This is a genomic window from Nitratireductor sp. ATLC21 (assembly GCF_057196525.1).
In genome coordinates this window covers 1,379,375-1,395,093 of record NZ_JBXUOU010000002.1, presented here as the reverse complement: position 1 = coordinate 1,395,093, position 15,719 = coordinate 1,379,375, and the positions used below count along the sequence as shown (strand labels likewise).

Sequence of the window (15,719 nt, the reverse complement as noted above, 5' to 3'; positions counted from 1 at the left end):
GGCGGTATAACGATTGTTACACCCTGGAGAGCCCCATCAACCTCGTCTCAGAACCGAGCTGTAATGCTCGCCATGGTCAGATGACCGTCAAAGCGGTTTTCGACACCAAATTCCCAGTAGTGGCGTAGCGCGAAACTATAGGGACGCCCATTGATCGCCGTGCTGTAGGACAGAGCCGGCCCAATGCCGAAATTCTGTCCCTTGAAGGCACCCAGCGAGGCGCCGCTTCCCGTGTCGTCGCTGACCTGCTTGTAAGCGAAACCTGCCACACCGAGCGTCAAGCCATTGTCAAACACCTTGCCGATGGCGGCGTCCAGGTTGAGGCCCACACCGTTGCGGTAGTCCGAAGCGGAGTTTTTGAACTCGCCCGTCACGCCGAAGCTGGCCGAAAGCTCTATTCCCGGATCCTTCCAGATCTTGGTGAACCCCCAGGAGACGTTCACACCGAGATGATTCTTGCCGGCATTGGGCGCGAAGCCCGTGTCGTAGCGCCCGGTCGGCAGCCAAAGCGTGGTCGACAACGTATGGGAGAAGCCATTCTCGTTGCTCCAGCCGAGCTGGCCTTTGAGGGTGATATCGCCCATGCCCCAGCCGCTGGTTTCGACGTTTTGACCAAGCGCGTTGGAGCCGGCCCTGAGGCGTGTATAGCTCGCATAGGGCACGGAGACCGTCAGTCCCAGGCGGGTGTTTAAAATCTCCTGCTCGGGCACCCAGGTCAGATTGGCTATGAACGGCGAGGCCGTCTTGCGGGCGTTCAGATCGATGGTTCCGCCATCCACGGAGGCGGCTGCATACCCGTCATAATACATAAACGCCTGGGTGACGTAGAGCCCAGGCGGGGGTGTCACGCCCGCTCCAAAGGCGCTCGTTCCGGGTACGTAGAGACCCGCACCGCTTTCACCAGCCATGGCGGGTGCGCCTGCAATCAGCGCGGCGAGCAGTGCGCCGGACAAAGAAAGTTTCCGGGTGTTGATCAAGACGGTAGCCCCCCGTTTTTAGTATTACGGCGTACCGTTCCTGGCATGTCCTGTCGCCTTACCTCCGAAGGAAGGCCGCGACCGCCGCGAACCGGCACACAGTTGCTGTGGCAGATACAGATATCCTGTAGCCGTGTCTCACAGGTCGCACTTTGTCCGCCCGTCGACTATCCGAATCGCGCACGCTTTCCGGATTTTTCATTTGGTATCGGGAGCGACTCAATCCACCGCACGGCCGGCGGCTCCCGCCGGGCCATAGCGAAGCAGAAAGGCTACAAACAGCATCAGAGTGGATGCCATAACCATGAACAATGCCGTCACCCCGTAGCCATGGAGAAGCGGAACCATGAGCAATGGGACAAGGGTGGCACCGAAACCGCGCACCCCCCACGACCAAGCGGTGGCGCGTGCGCGCTTGGCGGCCGGAACAGATTCGGCCGCATATACGACGAGGACGGGCAGAAAGATCGCGATCGACAAATTGACCAAAAAGCCTGTCGCCATAAGCCAGACCGCCTCTTGCGCAAGGCCAAACAGGACACCGAGCAGCGCCATGGCAAAACCGGTGAAGGCCAGCACGCTCCGTCGTTCAAAACGATCCACAACCAACCCGGCCAGGATGGCTCCTACCACCGGCCCAATGCTGGATACGCCGACATACAGAAGAGACTCACTGAGGCTCACACCTTTCTTGATGAGAACGGCGCCGGAAAGAAGCGGAAAGCCGATGGTCGACCAGGGCGTCAAGAAATAGAGAAACAGGAGAAAACGTATTCTGGCATCCAGAAAGCCTCCCTCGCTCAATTGTCCGGAATTCGAAGTGGTGTCACCTGGCTGTGCAACATCGCCCCCCGGCCCGTTTTCCTCTTCTGACAAATTACTGTCTTGATGCCGGGCGCGGCTTGCCAGCCAAGCTCTGGATTCCGGAAGGCGGAGAAATATCAAAGCTCCCAACACCGCAAGGACGCCGCAAAGGACAAATGCCCAGCGCCAGCCATCCAGGCCGAGCGGGGCGACAGGTGTCAGCCACCGAACCAGGAAGGTCAGGACAAGCGGGCCTGTGGCGCCAAGCGCAACAGTGATCATCAACATCGCCCCCCTCCGGGCCGGCGGCAATATGTCGGTCAGATACGCGGCCATGAGAGGAGGATAAGCACCCAGTGCCAGACCCGAGAGCGCCCGTACCGCCGTCAGAAACGCGATATTGGGAGAAGCCGCCGCGAGCGCGGAGGTGAAAGCAATCCACACCATGAGTACGACGATGGTCGGACGTCGTCCAAATCGGTCTCCCGCCCATCCAGCCACAAATGCACCTGCTATGGCACCCAGATACACAGCCGAAAGCAGCGTGGAGAGCTCGTGCGGAGCAACATTGTGAGGCGGCGCAGAGAAGACCGCTGAAAGAATATTGCCGAGTGCGAATTCTGCGAGATCGAACCACAGCCCCAATGCGCAGGCCCCAACGCTTGCCAAATGTATTGGCTGCAGTTTCTGGGATTCTGGTTCGGTGGAGTTGGTCAAGGCCGCCCGCGATCAGATATGTTTAGCAACATTCGCCAATCGCTGCATAAGGCAGACGCTACAACGATACAACTAGATCACAAAAAAGGGTGCCTACCCGGCTACGCGAAAGTCTATGCACAACCATGGGCGCTCCAAATCATCCGGTTCTCATTGGCCAATACATGCACGGCAACCGGCTGACCGTCTCCCTGCAAATAGGCGTCCTAGGGCCAAACACCATTGACGAATGATTCTGGCCCGTTCGGCCCGCCCCCGCTGGCGGATCCGATCAATCATTTCCTGATCGATTCCGGTGGCTGTTGCCGGATGGAAGCATTTTTTCTCGCTTTTAATGTTAGAAAATTTTCTATCCATGATCCTCTCTCTTTCTCCTTGCCTCGTTAAATTTAGCGCTTTCATGGAGCTTTTGCTTGTCAGAAAATCTCGGCCTATGTTAGATTTTCTAACATTATGAGAGAGATTGATATCGGCTGGCTGCCGCTGAATTCACTGCGGGCCCTGGCTGCATTTCACGAAGCGGGGTCTGTGGGAGCGGCAGCGCGCGCGCTCAATGTCACGCATGGGGCGATCAGCCAACATTTGCGAAGCCTCGAAGATCGGCTGCAGCGAAATTTGTTTGTCCGTTCAGGAAACCGGCTGGCCATGTTGCCGGAGGCCGCCAGCTTGGCCGAAAATTTGCTGCGCAGCTTTCGCAGCATAGGTGGAGATGTCGAACGCTTCAGGCGTGATGAGAATATCTTGAACATCACGGTCACCCCGCATTTCGCACAACATTGGTTGCTGCCTCGTCTCGGAGCCTTCCTCCAACGTCACCCAGAAATCGACTTGCGCATCAACACCGATGCCACGGTACACGATCTCGTATCCGGCGATTTTGATGCTGCGGTGCGACACGGCGATGGAGACTGGCCGGGGTTAAACTGTGAAAAGTTGCTCGAGGGGTGGGATGTCGTGGTGGCAGCGCCTTCGGTCATCGAGAGCGGAAGCATTGAGACGCCCGCGGACCTAACAAAACTGCCTTGGGTGCTGGACGAGGACAGGGAAAAGGAAATGGCCCTGTGGTTTGCCGAACATGGCGTGGCATACGAAACCCACACACGCGTCACGCGTCTGCCGAGCGCCCTAACGCTCGTCGCGGCCCTCGATGGGTATGGCGTGGCATGGCTGCCTCATGTCTACGCAGCACCCTATCTGGCTTCAGGACGTCTGCGGCAACTGTTCAGTGGGAACAGGACAGGAGATCAAGCCATGCGTTACTATTATCTGTGCTGGGCCGACCACAAGAACCGCCCGGCCTTCAGAACGTTCCGGCAGTGGATCAAACGTCGGATCTCAGAGGAAGCCGACACCATCTGATCGCCTCTTGACCATTGGGCCGCAGCAGAAAGCCGGCACAGGCACCGGCGGCAGGCCTACCCCAGCGCCCGCGCAAGGGTGACGGAAGGCGTTTCCCCATACACTGATCGGTATAACGCGGCGAACCGTCCAAGGTGGAGAAAACCGTTGTGCATCGCGACCTTGGTCACAGTCATGCCCGGCTCAGGCTTTAGGAGACTCTCACGAACAAACGCCAGATATCGACGCTGCAGATACTGCAACGCTGTCATGCCTGTTCGGTTGCGGATAATCGCCTCCACGGTCCGCAGCGCCAGCCCTGCTCCCTCACATAAACCGTGAAGCCCGATGGGATCTTCGCGATGCTCGTCGATGAGGCGCTCCATACGCGCCATACAGGCCGTCTGTCGTTGATGAGCCAGGTGGTCGCGTTTTGCTTCCCCCTCAACCAACACGCCGAGGAGCGTTGTAACAACATGTTCGCGGAGCAGCCTTAGTGCAGAAGCGCTCTCCACCGAGCACAGCGCATCTACCGAATGCGCCTGCAGCATCCGCGTGGCACTCAAATACACCTGAACCAGCGCCCGAAACCGTTTGGGATCCGGCGCCATAAAGGAGGCGGGATTGAGAAAGACTTCGGGGTGCTCACGCCCGTAGAGCATGGAGGCGGCTCTGCGGAATGCTTCGTGCCTGACGACCACCCCCCCTATTTCTGCCGGTCCATTTGTGCGCACCAGCGGCGTTTGGCCCGGAACCCTTGAAACGACCCGACCTTCCAGAAAGTCCCGCCCATCAAACAGGATATTCTTTTCATTCAGCACGGGAAACAGGAACGTGATTGAGGGTTTGGCTCCACCCATGAATTCCGATCTTAACGCTGCGGGATGGGAGAGAGAAACACCGCGAACTGCCACACCGTCGGTTAGGCTGCTGACCCTGACAGAGGCCTCAAACGCCCCGTTTGCTGCGGGCACCACGCCGAAACGGCCGCCGGGAATCGCCTGGGCGAAACGTTCGAGGTCCCGGAAGGTGTGAAAACAGGAATTCGCGGGGTTGTATGGATCAAATTCCCCGGCTTCAGCCGCGCCGCCGCCGGACCTGTCAGCCTGCTCCCGCGCCACTTGTTCCCGCATGCGGCTTCCGCGATCCGCTTCTTCGCGCAGCACCACAGCCCTCCCGATACGTTCACGGTGACGCGAGCATAACGAAAAACAGATCGACGCCCAAGCCTCAAGTTTCCACGAAACAACTGGCTGGGGGGTGACAGGCGCAAGATGAAAATTCTTTGAGGAGGTCCGCCCACGGCTCGGTTTGGGCCGTGGGCGTTGCATATTCTTAGAAGGGAGCCTTTTCGCTCTTCTCGAATGCACCGGTTACATCCCCGGCGAGGGAAATGTTATCCGGGTCGAGCATCATGACCGGCGAACCTTCGGAAAGGTCGAACTTTCCGAGCTCGGCCCAGATCACGTTCGGGCTTGTCGTCAGTTCGAAGAAGTAGCGCCCCTCAGACAGGTTGATAGCCGTGCGATACTCAGTGTTGTAGATACCAAACCCTCCATACGGCGCGCCGAACGGCACAGAAACATTGCGGGCGATCGCCAAGACGCCGGCAACGGCCTGCTGCTCGTTTTCAGGCTCGGGAAGCATTGCCGAATAGTAAGCGGCGCGCTGGAAGCGGTCCGTCGCCTTCACGTTGCCCGGAAGAGGCGTGTTGCTGCTGGGCTCGCTGAAATCCATCTTGGCCAAAAGCGCCAATTGTTCATCATAGGCAGGATCGTTCGTGACAATGCGGTAATCCTTGCCGTGGTGAACCACCGCTTTGCCGTCGATATACTCGATCACGGCCGAATCGCCCGAAGCATCCTCCATCACCAGATGGAGCGTGCCCTTGTGGCCGTTGACTTCGGCCATGACCACCTGAACCTTCTCGAGTTCGGCCAGCGCCTCGGCAACCGTAGCCGCATTGTCGAGCACATATTGCCCCCAAAGCGCAATTTGAAGACCCGGCTTGTTGGGGTCCCGCTCGGGAAGATCGGTAGCGCTCAGATAAAGCAGGTGAACGGCAAGACCCTTTTCGTTGAATCCGTCTACCGCTCCGACACCGTACACGGTGGTAACAATTGACCCGTATTTCGACGTCCATTTGGCCGGGTTGTCGGAAATCAGTCGTTCCTCGCCCACCAGGCCGCCATCGCGTTCCATCCCACGCGGAAACACGGTCAACACCGGTTCGGTCGTTTCGGGCCAATCCATGGTTCGGCTGACGAAAACACCGAGGCTGTTATCGTTCCACAGGACGCGCGAGCACGCCTGTGCTGATTGAAGAGGGATCGATACGATCGCGCTTGCAGCAAGAAGAATACTTACTGCGCGATGAAACCTGGTCTTCATCTCATTCCCTTTCTGTCCGAAATTGGCATTGTGCGAGCAATGGGCGATCTGGACCAGAACCAGCGGTTCTCGTACCCAAACCGGCCACAACAACGAGCGACAGCGCTTGACGACGCGACCGCAGCGGCCCGAAATAGACCGCGTTGTGCCCGATCCGACTATCCAATTCTCGCAAGATATTGGAAATTGAGGTTCCTGCGTCTCGCAATGAGAGGAAAGACCAAAGCAGGGTTAACCGCATCATAAGCGCAGCGTTCACACGGGGCTTGGGTAGGATCTGTTGCCCGTGCGCCGAGCTGTAAGCCATGTGCCAGGAATGGACCCGATTGAAACTGGCGATCCCGGCAGGATTCGAACCTGCGACCATCGGCTTAGAAGGCCGGTGCTCTATCCAACTGAGCTACGGGACCGAGGTGTGGCGCTAATTCAGTGCGTCCACGGGGTCTTGCGGTCATAGCGGAAATTGTCCGCGTAGGAAACCTGGCGCCTTTTGGGCTTGTGGGGTTCTTCCACACGGAAGGGAATTCCGTTCCGCTCGGCGTAGGCGATAGCCTCTTCCCTGCTCTCAAATGTCAGGCGAACCTGACTCTTCATGTCAGCCGAGGTGGTGTAACCCATGAGAGGATCGATCTTGCGCGGTATTTCGGGATCGAATTCAAGCACCCAAAGGCCGGTCTTGGCCTTGCCGGACTGCATGGCCGTCTTGGCCGGGCTGAAAATGCGCGCAGACACGTCGTAAACCTCGTTCCAGAGCATTTTTCAGTCAGGTGGTGCCACCTGACATCCGCACGAATGCGAAAGGGTGGTCGGAGCGGCAGGATTCGAACCTGCGACCCTCTGGTCCCAAACCAGATGCGCTACCAGGCTGCGCTACGCTCCGAGCGAATGAACCCCTATAGTCTCAGAATTTTCCGCGCAAGCCCAAATCGTTGATTTCCGCATGAAGTGCGGCAACAAGTACGACATCGCCCGGCGAGGCCGGGCGATGAAAGTGGTTATTCCGTTGGTTTGGGCGTTTCGATGGTGACCTTCTCCGGAACATCAATGTTCACGCCACCTCCGTCACCGCCGCCCAGCGCACCGCCGAAAAGCAGAAAGCCTCCAAGAGCAAGAGCAACGACGAGCCCGCCTGCGATAAACCAGCCGGCACCGCCGCCACCCCCTGAGGTCACCACCGTGGTGCGATCCTTGCGCTCATCAGTCATCATGCACTCCTTTGTCACTTGTCTGACCTGTGGAGAGCAAAACTGAGATCGGCGAAATTGGTTCCCGCAGCCACACGCCGCAGACGCGTCTCAAACACGGGCTAGTCTTCGAACATCCTTTCGCCCGCTTCCAGAGCGGCGACCATCTCGGCGGCGAGTGGACGGGTGATTCTGGTCTTTCGTTCGAGGGCTGCGCGGTCAATGGCGTCCACCGCGCGGATGGCGCTTGAAAGGGAGCGTTCGATGCGGCGCACTAGAAACTGCACCACATGCGGTTCCACATCCACCTGCCGGTCGGCGAAAAGCTTCGTGATCACGCCGGCAAGGAGCATGTCGTCTGGCTCGTCGATTTCCACCATGGCCGCAGCCTTGAGCCGCGAGAGGAGATCGGGAAGTTTGATGCCCCAGGCGCTGGGAAAGCTGCGCGCGGTCAGGAGCATAGCCTGCCCGCCCGAGCGCGCCGCATTGATGAGATGGAAGAGGCCGTGCTCGTCCACCGGGCCGCCGTCCACATTGTCGATCAGGACAGGCCGCAGACCTGCCTGCTCCATGGCTTCGGCCTGGATCGCTTCGCGCGGCACCGTCACCGCATTCGCCTCTTCCCGCCAGATGGCCGCAAGATGGGTCTTGCCGCTGCCTGCAGGACCAGCGAGGATCACCACAGGAGCCGGCCATGAAGGCCAGTTCTCGATCAGGGCGGCCGCGCGTGCGTTGGCAGGCGTCACCACCAGATCGTCGCGGCTCAACGCTTCTCCGGGGGCCAAATCGAGCGGCAGCTGGCGCGATGACATGGTTTCAGCCCCGGGGTTTCGGCGTTTTGGCCGGCGCGCCTTCGTGCCCGCTATAGAGCGGCGAAGCGAGATACTGGTTGATGGCGAAGCGCACCAGAACCGCAACGGCCGCCGCTGCCGGAACGGCAATGAGAAGACCCGCAAAGCCGAACAGATAGCCGAAGGCGAACAGCGCGAACATCAGCCACACCGGATGAAGGCCCACGCTCTTTCCGACCAGTTTCGGCTGCAGAATGTTGCCTTCCAGGAACTGGCCGGAGAAGAAGATCGCCGCCACCGCGAGCACCCACCACCATTCAGGCCAGAACTGCACCAGCGCGATGCCGATCGACAGGCCGAAGCCGAGGAGAGAGCCCACATAGGGAATAAAGCTGATCAGCCCCGCAAAAAGCCCGATCAACAGCCCGAAATTGAGCCCGACCAGCGACAGGCCGACGGCATAGAAAATGCCGAGAATGAGACACAGCGTGCCCTGCCCGCGCACAAAGCCCGCCGTTGCGACATTGATGTCGCGCGCGATCTGGCGCACCGTCTCCACATGGTCGCGCGGCACCCAGCTGTCCACTTTCTCGACCATGTGGTCCCAGTCGAGCAGCATGTAAAACGCGACCACCGGCGTGACGATGAAAAGGCTCGCCACATTGACGATCGCCACACCCGAACTCCAGACCGATTTGAAGAGCGTGCCCAGAAAACTCGATCCCTGAGCAAGGATCGAGCTCAGATTTTCGCGGACCGCGTCGGTCTCACCATTGATGACATTGTCAAGCCATGCCGGCTCGAGCTGGTTTGCCAGTTCCTGAAGACGTGTCAGATACTCGGGCAGGCGCCGGGCGAAATCGGCCAGCTGCGTTCCCAGAACCGGCAGAACGATCATCAGGCCCAGCAAGAGAGCGACAACAAAACTTATGAGGATCACAACGGTCGCAGCGATGCGCGACAGCCCCATCTTCTCCAGCCGGTCGGCGACAGGATCGAGAAAATACGCAAGCACCATGCCCGCCAGAAACGGCAGCAGGATGGAACTGAAAACATAAAGAAACAGGACGAGTCCCAGCCCCGCCAGCGCCCAGAAGGCGACATGGCGCGCCAGCGTCGGGCGGGCGATCACCGGCCCGGCCCCGTTTTCAGCGTCCTTCGGCGTCACTTTCTGCATAACCACCCATATGCTTGATCCAGGCGATGAGATAGGCCGCTCCGGAAGCCACGGTCAAGAGGCCGGTTGCGACGATCAGCGCGATCCGCACCGCACCCGAACTGTACCCGAATGCGAGTTCGGCCAGAACCAGCAGCGCCAGCAATATCTGCACAAGTGTGTTCGCTTTGGAGACGAAAAGCGGCTTCATGGCCACCGGGTGCCCCATCACGTTGGCCAGAAGCACGCCGCCGACGATCAGCGCATCGCGCGAGACGACTGCGATCACCAGCCAGAGCGGCAATTCCCTCATATAGCCGAACACCACGAAAACGCTGACCAGCAGCAGCTTGTCGGCGATCGGGTCCAAATAGGCGCCAAGCTCGGTACGCTGGTCGAAATGCCGCGCGATGAAGCCATCCACCCCGTCAGATATGCCCGCTGCGAGAAAACCGGCGAATGCCCAGCCATACTCCCCCGTCAGAAGAGCGAAGACGACCCCCGGAACGAGGAAGAAGCGCATCAAGGTGATGATGTTGGGTATGGTCAACTGATATTCTCCACCCTAGCCGCCCCTTTGCTCCTGGCCGCCCCTTGCCTTGTCATTTCATTGTGGTCAAAGGCGTTTTCGGGACACACTTATCGCAGGCTTTCACACATTGTAGGGTAAGGGCACGCTTTCAATAGGCCAGCCTGTTAATATCTCCCGCCTTGCAGAAGCGCCCCCTTCATGTCAGAAGCCGAAAAAAACGCGGCGGCGAGAACGAAATGGCTCAGGACAGCAAAAATGGCCTCACCTATGCCGATGCGGGCGTCGACATCGATGCCGGCAGCCGGATGGTGGAAAAGATCAAGCCCATGGTGCGCGCCACGCGCCGGCCGGGTGCCGACAGCGAGATCGGCGGCTTCGGCGGTCTGTTCGATCTGAAAGCAGCCGGCTTCACCGACCCGATCCTCGTGGCCGCCAATGATGGCGTCGGCACCAAGCTCAAGATCGCCATTGACGCGAACCGGCACGACACGGTCGGCATCGACCTCGTTGCCATGTGCGTCAACGATCTCGTCGTTCAGGGCGCAGAACCCCTCTTCTTCCTCGACTATTTCGCCACCGGCAGGCTCGACCCCGATCAGGGCGCGGCCATCGTTTCCGGCATAGCCGAGGGCTGCCGGCAGGCCGGGTGCGCGCTCATCGGTGGCGAGACGGCGGAAATGCCGGGCATGTATCACGGCGATGACTACGATCTGGCCGGCTTTGCCGTGGGCGCGGCAGAACGGGACCGGCTTCTGCCCACCGGCGACGTGACCGAGGGTGACGTTCTTCTGGGCCTTGCCTCCTCCGGCGTTCATTCCAACGGTTTTTCGCTGGTGCGCCGCATTGTTTCCGATGCCGGTTTGGGCTGGGGCGACAAGGCCCCCTTCGCGCCGGGCAAGACGATGGGCGAAGCGCTGCTTGAGCCCACCCGCATCTACGTCAAACCGATCCTTGAAACGCTCAAGGCCGCCTGGGGCATCAAGGCGCTCGCCCACATCACCGGCGGCGGCTTTCCCGAAAACCTGCCACGCGTGCTGCCTGATCATCTGGCTGCCGAGATCGATCTCGACGCAATTGATGTTCCCGATGTCTTTTCCTGGCTTGCCAAAACCGGTGGTGTTGCCGAGAGCGAAATGCTCTCCACCTTCAATTGCGGCATCGGCATGGTTGTGGCCGTTGCCGCCGATGAAGCGGCGCAGATCGCGGCACTCCTCCAGCAGGCGGGCGAGCAGGTCACCATGCTTGGCCAGATCGTGCCGCGCCAGGCTGCCGGCGTCACCTATCGCGGTTCTCTCGCCCTATGACGCGCCGGACACGCAAAAAGGTCGCGATCCTTATTTCCGGCCGCGGGTCCAATATGGCGGCCCTCATCGCCGCCGCCATCGACCCGTCGTTTCCAGCCGAGATCGTCGGGGTGGTCTCCAACCGCGCCGATGCCCGTGGCCTTGAGATTGCCGCCACGCACAGCATCCCCACAAGAGTGGTGTCATCGCGCGATTATGATGGACGCGAGGCGCATGATGCGGCGATCCACAAGGCGCTGACCGAACTCAAGGCGGAAATCGTCTGTCTGGCTGGCTACATGCGCCTTCTAAGTCCGGATTTCGTGCAGAAATGGAAAGGGCGTATGATCAACATCCACCCTGCCCTCCTGCCCAGCTTTCGCGGGCTTGATACGCATGCCCGCGCCCTTGCGACCGGCGTGCGCGTCCACGGATGCACGGTGCATTTCGTCACGCCGGAGATGGATGAAGGCCCGATCATCGCCCAGGCGGCCGTTCCCGTCCTCACCGGCGATACGGAAGAGACGCTGGGCGAGCGGGTTCTCAAGGTCGAGCACCGACTTTACCCGCTGGCGCTTCGCCTTCTGGCGGAAGGCCGCGTGCGGATGTCCGATGGCGTCGCCGTGTTCTCCGGCGTCGAGGACGAACATCGAGATATCGCGATCGTTTCTCCCGGTGAACGCCGCGATTGAGGGGGGAGCCTCAATCTTCGTCATCCTCGGACCTGATCCGAGGACCCATGCCAAAGCGCCGGGGATAAACCGCAGCCCTTCAAGGCGACACGCAATTTTTCTCACTCCTACCCCGTCACCATCGCAACGGCATGGATCCTATGGTCAAGCCATAGGAGACGACGTTGGCGAAGCGCATTCCCTACTCGCTATTCGCTACTCCCTATTCGCTCTTTTCTCCCCACCCCCAAAACCTCCACTACACTCCCTCCATCGCCCCTGTCGGGAACCGGGTCCGGAGCCGGGGATCAGGAGGGGCGACGGCAGCCTCCCCCTCGGGTTCGGTGACCCGAGGCCTGTGAGGGCCCGCAAAAGGCCGGCGGCCGGCATCATGTCGGTTGCGGAAAAGCCGCTAGGGCACAGATCGCCCGAGTGACCGGTCGGCAGACGGGACAGCGGCCGGCGGGGCGCGCTTTTCGCGCCACTTCAATTCCAACAGAGAGGCACGAAAAACGCGCCCCGTTTCCCGAACCACGCAAACCCCGGCGGCAACCCCGCGCGGCAACGATGGAGCCTGCCCGAAATGTATCGCTGCTCAGCAAATTGCTCACCAACTTCAAACGCCCCCTTCTCCCCGCGAGCGGGGAGAAGGTGAGGATGAGGGGCAAGCGCCATCACCTGCAAGGAAACCGACAGAGGTGGAAAAGCTCGCAAGACATCGCCCACCCCTCATCCCCCTGCCGGGACCTTCTCCCCGCAAACGGGGAGAAGGAAGCCGTCATCTCGGGCTTGACCAGGAACCCATTGGAGGAACGCGCGGGCGCAGGGTCCGGGGCTCACAAAGCGCGCACCCACACCTTCGTGTCGTGAAAGGCCGCACCACCGTAAGGCGCAATGGAATCGGCACCCGTCAACACATTAATGCCCTCACCGCGCTCATGCGCGCTGTTCGGCCAGATGCCCTCGGCGATCACCACACCACGTCGCACACCGTCGAAAAGCTTCACATGCAAAACCACCTCGCCGCGTTGATTGCCGATCTCCACGCGATCGCCTGCCTGAAGCCCGAGCTCTGCCGCATCGTCGGGGTGCAGCATCAGCTCTGGCCGCCCTTCCCGTTTCACCGAGCCCGGCGTTTCCGTAAAGCTCGAATTCAGGAAGGTGCGCGCCGGCGAGGTCGCCAGCCGGTAGGGATGCTCCGGATCGGCCACTTCGATAAAATCCATATGGTCGGGAAATTCCGGCATACGGGCGTGCGGTCCCTGCAGGCCGATAGAGGCCGGCGGACGGTTGGGCGCTGGCGTTCCGGTCCAGTCCGGCCGGAACCGATACTTGCCATCAGGATGACCGAAACCGTCGACGAAATGCGCAGTGTCGAAATCAGGCTGCACATCAGCCCAGCGATCGGCCTTGAAGCTTTCGAACGTGCCGAGCCCGCGCTTCTCCAGCATGAATTCGACATGCTCGCGCGCCGTGAGCCCGAACCCCGGCTGTCCAGCGACACCAAGTCGTTTGGCGAGTTCCTCGATCACGAACAGGTTTTCGCGTGCTTCACCAGGCGCATCCACGAGCTTGGGGCCGAGAATGATGTGCTGATGACCGCCACCCCGATAGATGTCGTCGTGTTCCAAAAACATCGTCGCCGGCAGAACCACATCGGCAAGCTTCGCCGTGTCGGTCATGAACTGCTCGTGCACGCAGGTGAAAAGGTCCTCGCGCAAAAACCCCTTTTTCACCAGCCGCTGTTCCGGAGCGATGTTGGCCGGATTGGTGTTCTGGATCAGAAGTGCCGTGACGGGCGGGCCGCCATGCAGCGCTTCGTCGTCATTGGTCAGAATGCGCCCGATCTGCGCCTGGTCGAGCGAACGGATCGAGGGATCGCGCAGCGCACTGCCCTCGATCTGCGACTTGTCGAGGCGGAAGATGCCGGAATTGGAATGAAACGCCCCTCCACCCTCATATTGCCAGCAGCCGGTAACGGCGGCGATGGAAAGGGCGGCATGCATGTTCACAACGCCATTGCGATTGCGCGTAAATCCATAGCCCAGCCGGAAGAAGGTGCGTTTCGTCTCGCCCACCAGCCTGGCAAAGCTTTCGATTTCGTCAACCGAAAGGCCGGTGATGGCAGACGCCCATTCCGGCGTGCGCGTTTTCAAATGCGCTTCAAGTCCCTTGGGGTCGTCCGTGTATTTGTCGAGAAATGCCCAGTCGGCCAGACCATCGCGGAAAAGGACATGCATGACCGCGCAGGCAAGGGCCGCGTCCGTGCCCGGCTTCAGAACGAGGCCGAGATCGGCCTGTTTCATGGTCGCATTGTCGTAGACATCGATGACGACGATCTTCGCGCCACGCTCTTTGCGTGCCTTGATCGCATGCGTCATCACATTGACCTGGGTCGCAACGGCATTGGTGCCCCAGATCACCACACAATCGGATTTGGCCATTTCGCGCGGATCGGGCCCGCGCAGGTCACCCGCACCCATGACAAAGCCGGTCCAGGCGGCATTGGTGCAGACCGTGCCGAAAAAGCCGGAATAGCGTTTGGCGTGCCGCAGCCGGTCGATGGAATCGCGCTGCACCAGCCCCATGGTTCCGGCATAGTAATAGGGCCAGACGGTCTCGGTCCCGTATTTTTCCTCTGCCTTCAGGAAAGCTTCGGCCACACGGTCGAGCGCGGCCTCCCAGCTCGCCTCCTTCCACTGCCCCTCACCCTTGGCGCCGGAACGGACCAGCGGCTTGAGCAGACGGTCAGGGTGATGGATGCGTTCGGCATAGCGGGCAACCTTGGCGCAGATCACGCCGGCGGTGTAACTGTTGTCCTTGGCGCCATGGACGCGACCAATGCGCCCGTCCTTTATCTCGACATCGAGGGCACAAGTCGATGGACAATCATGCGGACAGGCCGAATGGCCGATATGGATGTTTGCGTGTGTGTTCATGGCGGGAACACTAGCGATTTTTCGCGCGGACGCGTAGAGCCAGTGAGCAGAAAATCAGGTGCAGACCTCACCGAAGCGGGAAACATGAATTATCGCCACGCCTATCATGCGGGAAACTTCGCCGATGTGGTCAAGCACGCCATCGTGGCCCGCATCGTTGAATATCTGAAACGCAAGGACAAGGCTTTCCGCGTGATCGACACCCATGCGGGAATCGGTCTTTACGATCTCAGTTCGGAAGAAGCGCAGAAAACCGGCGAATGGCGCGACGGGATCGGTCGTCTTGTCGAGGCCTCGCTCGATGAGAAAACATCAAACCTTTTGAATCCCTTGCTGGAAGCGGTTGAGAAAGAGAATCACGGTGCGGGCCTCCAGCACTATCCCGGTTCGCCACGTCTTGTGCGCCATCTATTGCGCAAACAGGATCGCCTGACAGCCATCGAACTGCACCCACAGGATGCCGCGCGGTTGAAAGACGTTTTTGCAGGCGATTTCCAGACACGGGTCATCGAACTCGATGGCTGGCTGGCGCTGGGCGCGCATCTGCCACCGAAGGAAAAACGCGGACTGGTGCTGATCGACCCGCCCTTCGAGGAAGAAGACGAGTTCGGGCGCATCGTTGCCAGGTTACAAAAGGCACACCGGCGCTGGCCGGGCGGCATCTATGCGGTCTGGTACCCGATCAAGAACCATGACGCGGTTGAGGATTTCCGCAGACGTCTTGCCGAAAGCGGCATTGCCGATGCGATCGACATCCGTCTCGAATTGCGGCCGCCCTCCAGTGAACCGCGCCTCGACGGGACCGGCATGATCGTGGTCAATCCGCCTTTCGTGCTGCGTGAGGAGATGGAAACACTGCTTCCGGTCCTTGCCGGCATTCTGGGCGAAGAGGGCAAGGGGCGCTGGGCACTCGAAAGGCTTACGGCAGAATAGCGT

14 protein-coding genes and 2 tRNA genes are annotated in these 15,719 nt (G+C 60.1%); 4 read left to right on the top strand and 12 right to left on the bottom strand.

Annotation, left to right across the window (positions count from 1 at the left end):
* Positions 1–47: 47 nt before the first annotated feature.
* Positions 48–953: a SphA family protein gene (locus tag AC2CHD_RS14215; RefSeq protein ID WP_484554183.1), complete on the bottom strand. Its 906-nt coding sequence runs from the start codon at positions 951–953 to the stop codon at positions 48–50.
* Between the two features lie 243 nt (positions 954–1,196).
* Complete coding sequence (locus AC2CHD_RS14210; protein WP_484554182.1) at positions 1,197–2,450, bottom strand: MFS transporter; 1,254 nt, start codon at positions 2,448–2,450, stop codon at positions 1,197–1,199.
* A gap of 501 nt (positions 2,451–2,951) precedes the next feature.
* Between AC2CHD_RS14210 and AC2CHD_RS14205 the strand changes: the two genes are divergently transcribed.
* Positions 2,952–3,857, top strand: a complete 906-nt coding sequence (locus AC2CHD_RS14205) for a LysR substrate-binding domain-containing protein (RefSeq protein WP_484554181.1) — start codon at positions 2,952–2,954, stop codon at positions 3,855–3,857.
* Positions 3,858–3,913: 56 nt separating this feature from the next.
* Here the strand turns inward: AC2CHD_RS14205 and AC2CHD_RS14200 are convergent, their stop codons facing one another.
* The 9 genes from AC2CHD_RS14200 to AC2CHD_RS14160 form a co-directional block, all read right to left on the bottom strand.
* Complete coding sequence (locus AC2CHD_RS14200) at positions 3,914–5,002, bottom strand: AraC family transcriptional regulator (RefSeq protein WP_484554180.1); 1,089 nt, start codon at positions 5,000–5,002, stop codon at positions 3,914–3,916.
* 169 nt (positions 5,003–5,171) lie between these two features.
* On the bottom strand, positions 5,172–6,227 hold the full coding sequence (locus tag AC2CHD_RS14195; RefSeq protein WP_229447321.1) for a linear amide C-N hydrolase: 1,056 nt from the start codon (positions 6,225–6,227) through the stop codon (positions 5,172–5,174).
* Positions 6,228–6,560: 333 nt separating this feature from the next.
* Positions 6,561–6,637: transfer RNA gene (locus AC2CHD_RS14190), tRNA-Arg, on the bottom strand.
* A 16-nt stretch (positions 6,638–6,653) separates the two neighbouring features.
* Positions 6,654–6,959, bottom strand: a complete 306-nt coding sequence (locus AC2CHD_RS14185; protein WP_229448074.1) for an ETC complex I subunit — start codon at positions 6,957–6,959, stop codon at positions 6,654–6,656.
* A gap of 71 nt (positions 6,960–7,030) precedes the next feature.
* Positions 7,031–7,107: transfer RNA gene (locus tag AC2CHD_RS14180), tRNA-Pro, on the bottom strand.
* A 115-nt stretch (positions 7,108–7,222) separates the two neighbouring features.
* Positions 7,223–7,435 (bottom strand): hypothetical protein, encoded by a 213-nt coding sequence (locus tag AC2CHD_RS14175; protein WP_484554179.1) that lies wholly within the window; start codon positions 7,433–7,435, stop codon positions 7,223–7,225.
* Between the two features lie 98 nt (positions 7,436–7,533).
* Positions 7,534–8,223, bottom strand: a complete 690-nt coding sequence (hdaA, locus tag AC2CHD_RS14170) for a DnaA regulatory inactivator HdaA (RefSeq protein ID WP_484554178.1) — start codon at positions 8,221–8,223, stop codon at positions 7,534–7,536.
* Between the two features lie 4 nt (positions 8,224–8,227).
* The gene (locus AC2CHD_RS14165) at positions 8,228–9,379 is read right to left on the bottom strand and encodes an AI-2E family transporter (RefSeq protein WP_484554177.1); all 1,152 of its coding nucleotides are present in this window, start codon (positions 9,377–9,379) and stop codon (positions 8,228–8,230) included.
* The gene (locus AC2CHD_RS14160; protein WP_229447325.1) at positions 9,351–9,908 is read right to left on the bottom strand and encodes a CDP-alcohol phosphatidyltransferase family protein; all 558 of its coding nucleotides are present in this window, start codon (positions 9,906–9,908) and stop codon (positions 9,351–9,353) included. Before AC2CHD_RS14160 ends, AC2CHD_RS14165 begins: the two co-directional genes overlap by 29 nt.
* Positions 9,909–10,126: 218 nt before the next feature.
* Here AC2CHD_RS14160 and purM point away from each other — a divergent pair, with 218 nt between their 5' ends.
* A complete protein-coding gene (gene purM, locus AC2CHD_RS14155) occupies positions 10,127–11,194 on the top strand; it encodes a phosphoribosylformylglycinamidine cyclo-ligase (RefSeq protein WP_484554176.1) in 1,068 nt (355 codons plus the stop codon).
* On the top strand, positions 11,191–11,865 hold the full coding sequence (gene purN / locus AC2CHD_RS14150) for a phosphoribosylglycinamide formyltransferase (RefSeq protein ID WP_484554175.1): 675 nt from the start codon (positions 11,191–11,193) through the stop codon (positions 11,863–11,865). Before purM ends, purN begins: the two co-directional genes overlap by 4 nt.
* An 815-nt stretch (positions 11,866–12,680) precedes the next feature.
* Here purN and AC2CHD_RS14145 read toward each other — a convergent pair.
* On the bottom strand, positions 12,681–14,783 hold the full coding sequence (locus AC2CHD_RS14145) for a molybdopterin-containing oxidoreductase family protein (protein ID WP_484554174.1): 2,103 nt from the start codon (positions 14,781–14,783) through the stop codon (positions 12,681–12,683).
* Positions 14,784–14,867: 84 nt separating this feature from the next.
* Between AC2CHD_RS14145 and AC2CHD_RS14140 the strand changes: the two genes are divergently transcribed.
* Complete coding sequence (locus AC2CHD_RS14140) at positions 14,868–15,716, top strand: 23S rRNA (adenine(2030)-N(6))-methyltransferase RlmJ (protein WP_484554253.1); 849 nt, start codon at positions 14,868–14,870, stop codon at positions 15,714–15,716.
* The last annotated feature ends 3 nt before the right edge of the window (positions 15,717–15,719 follow it).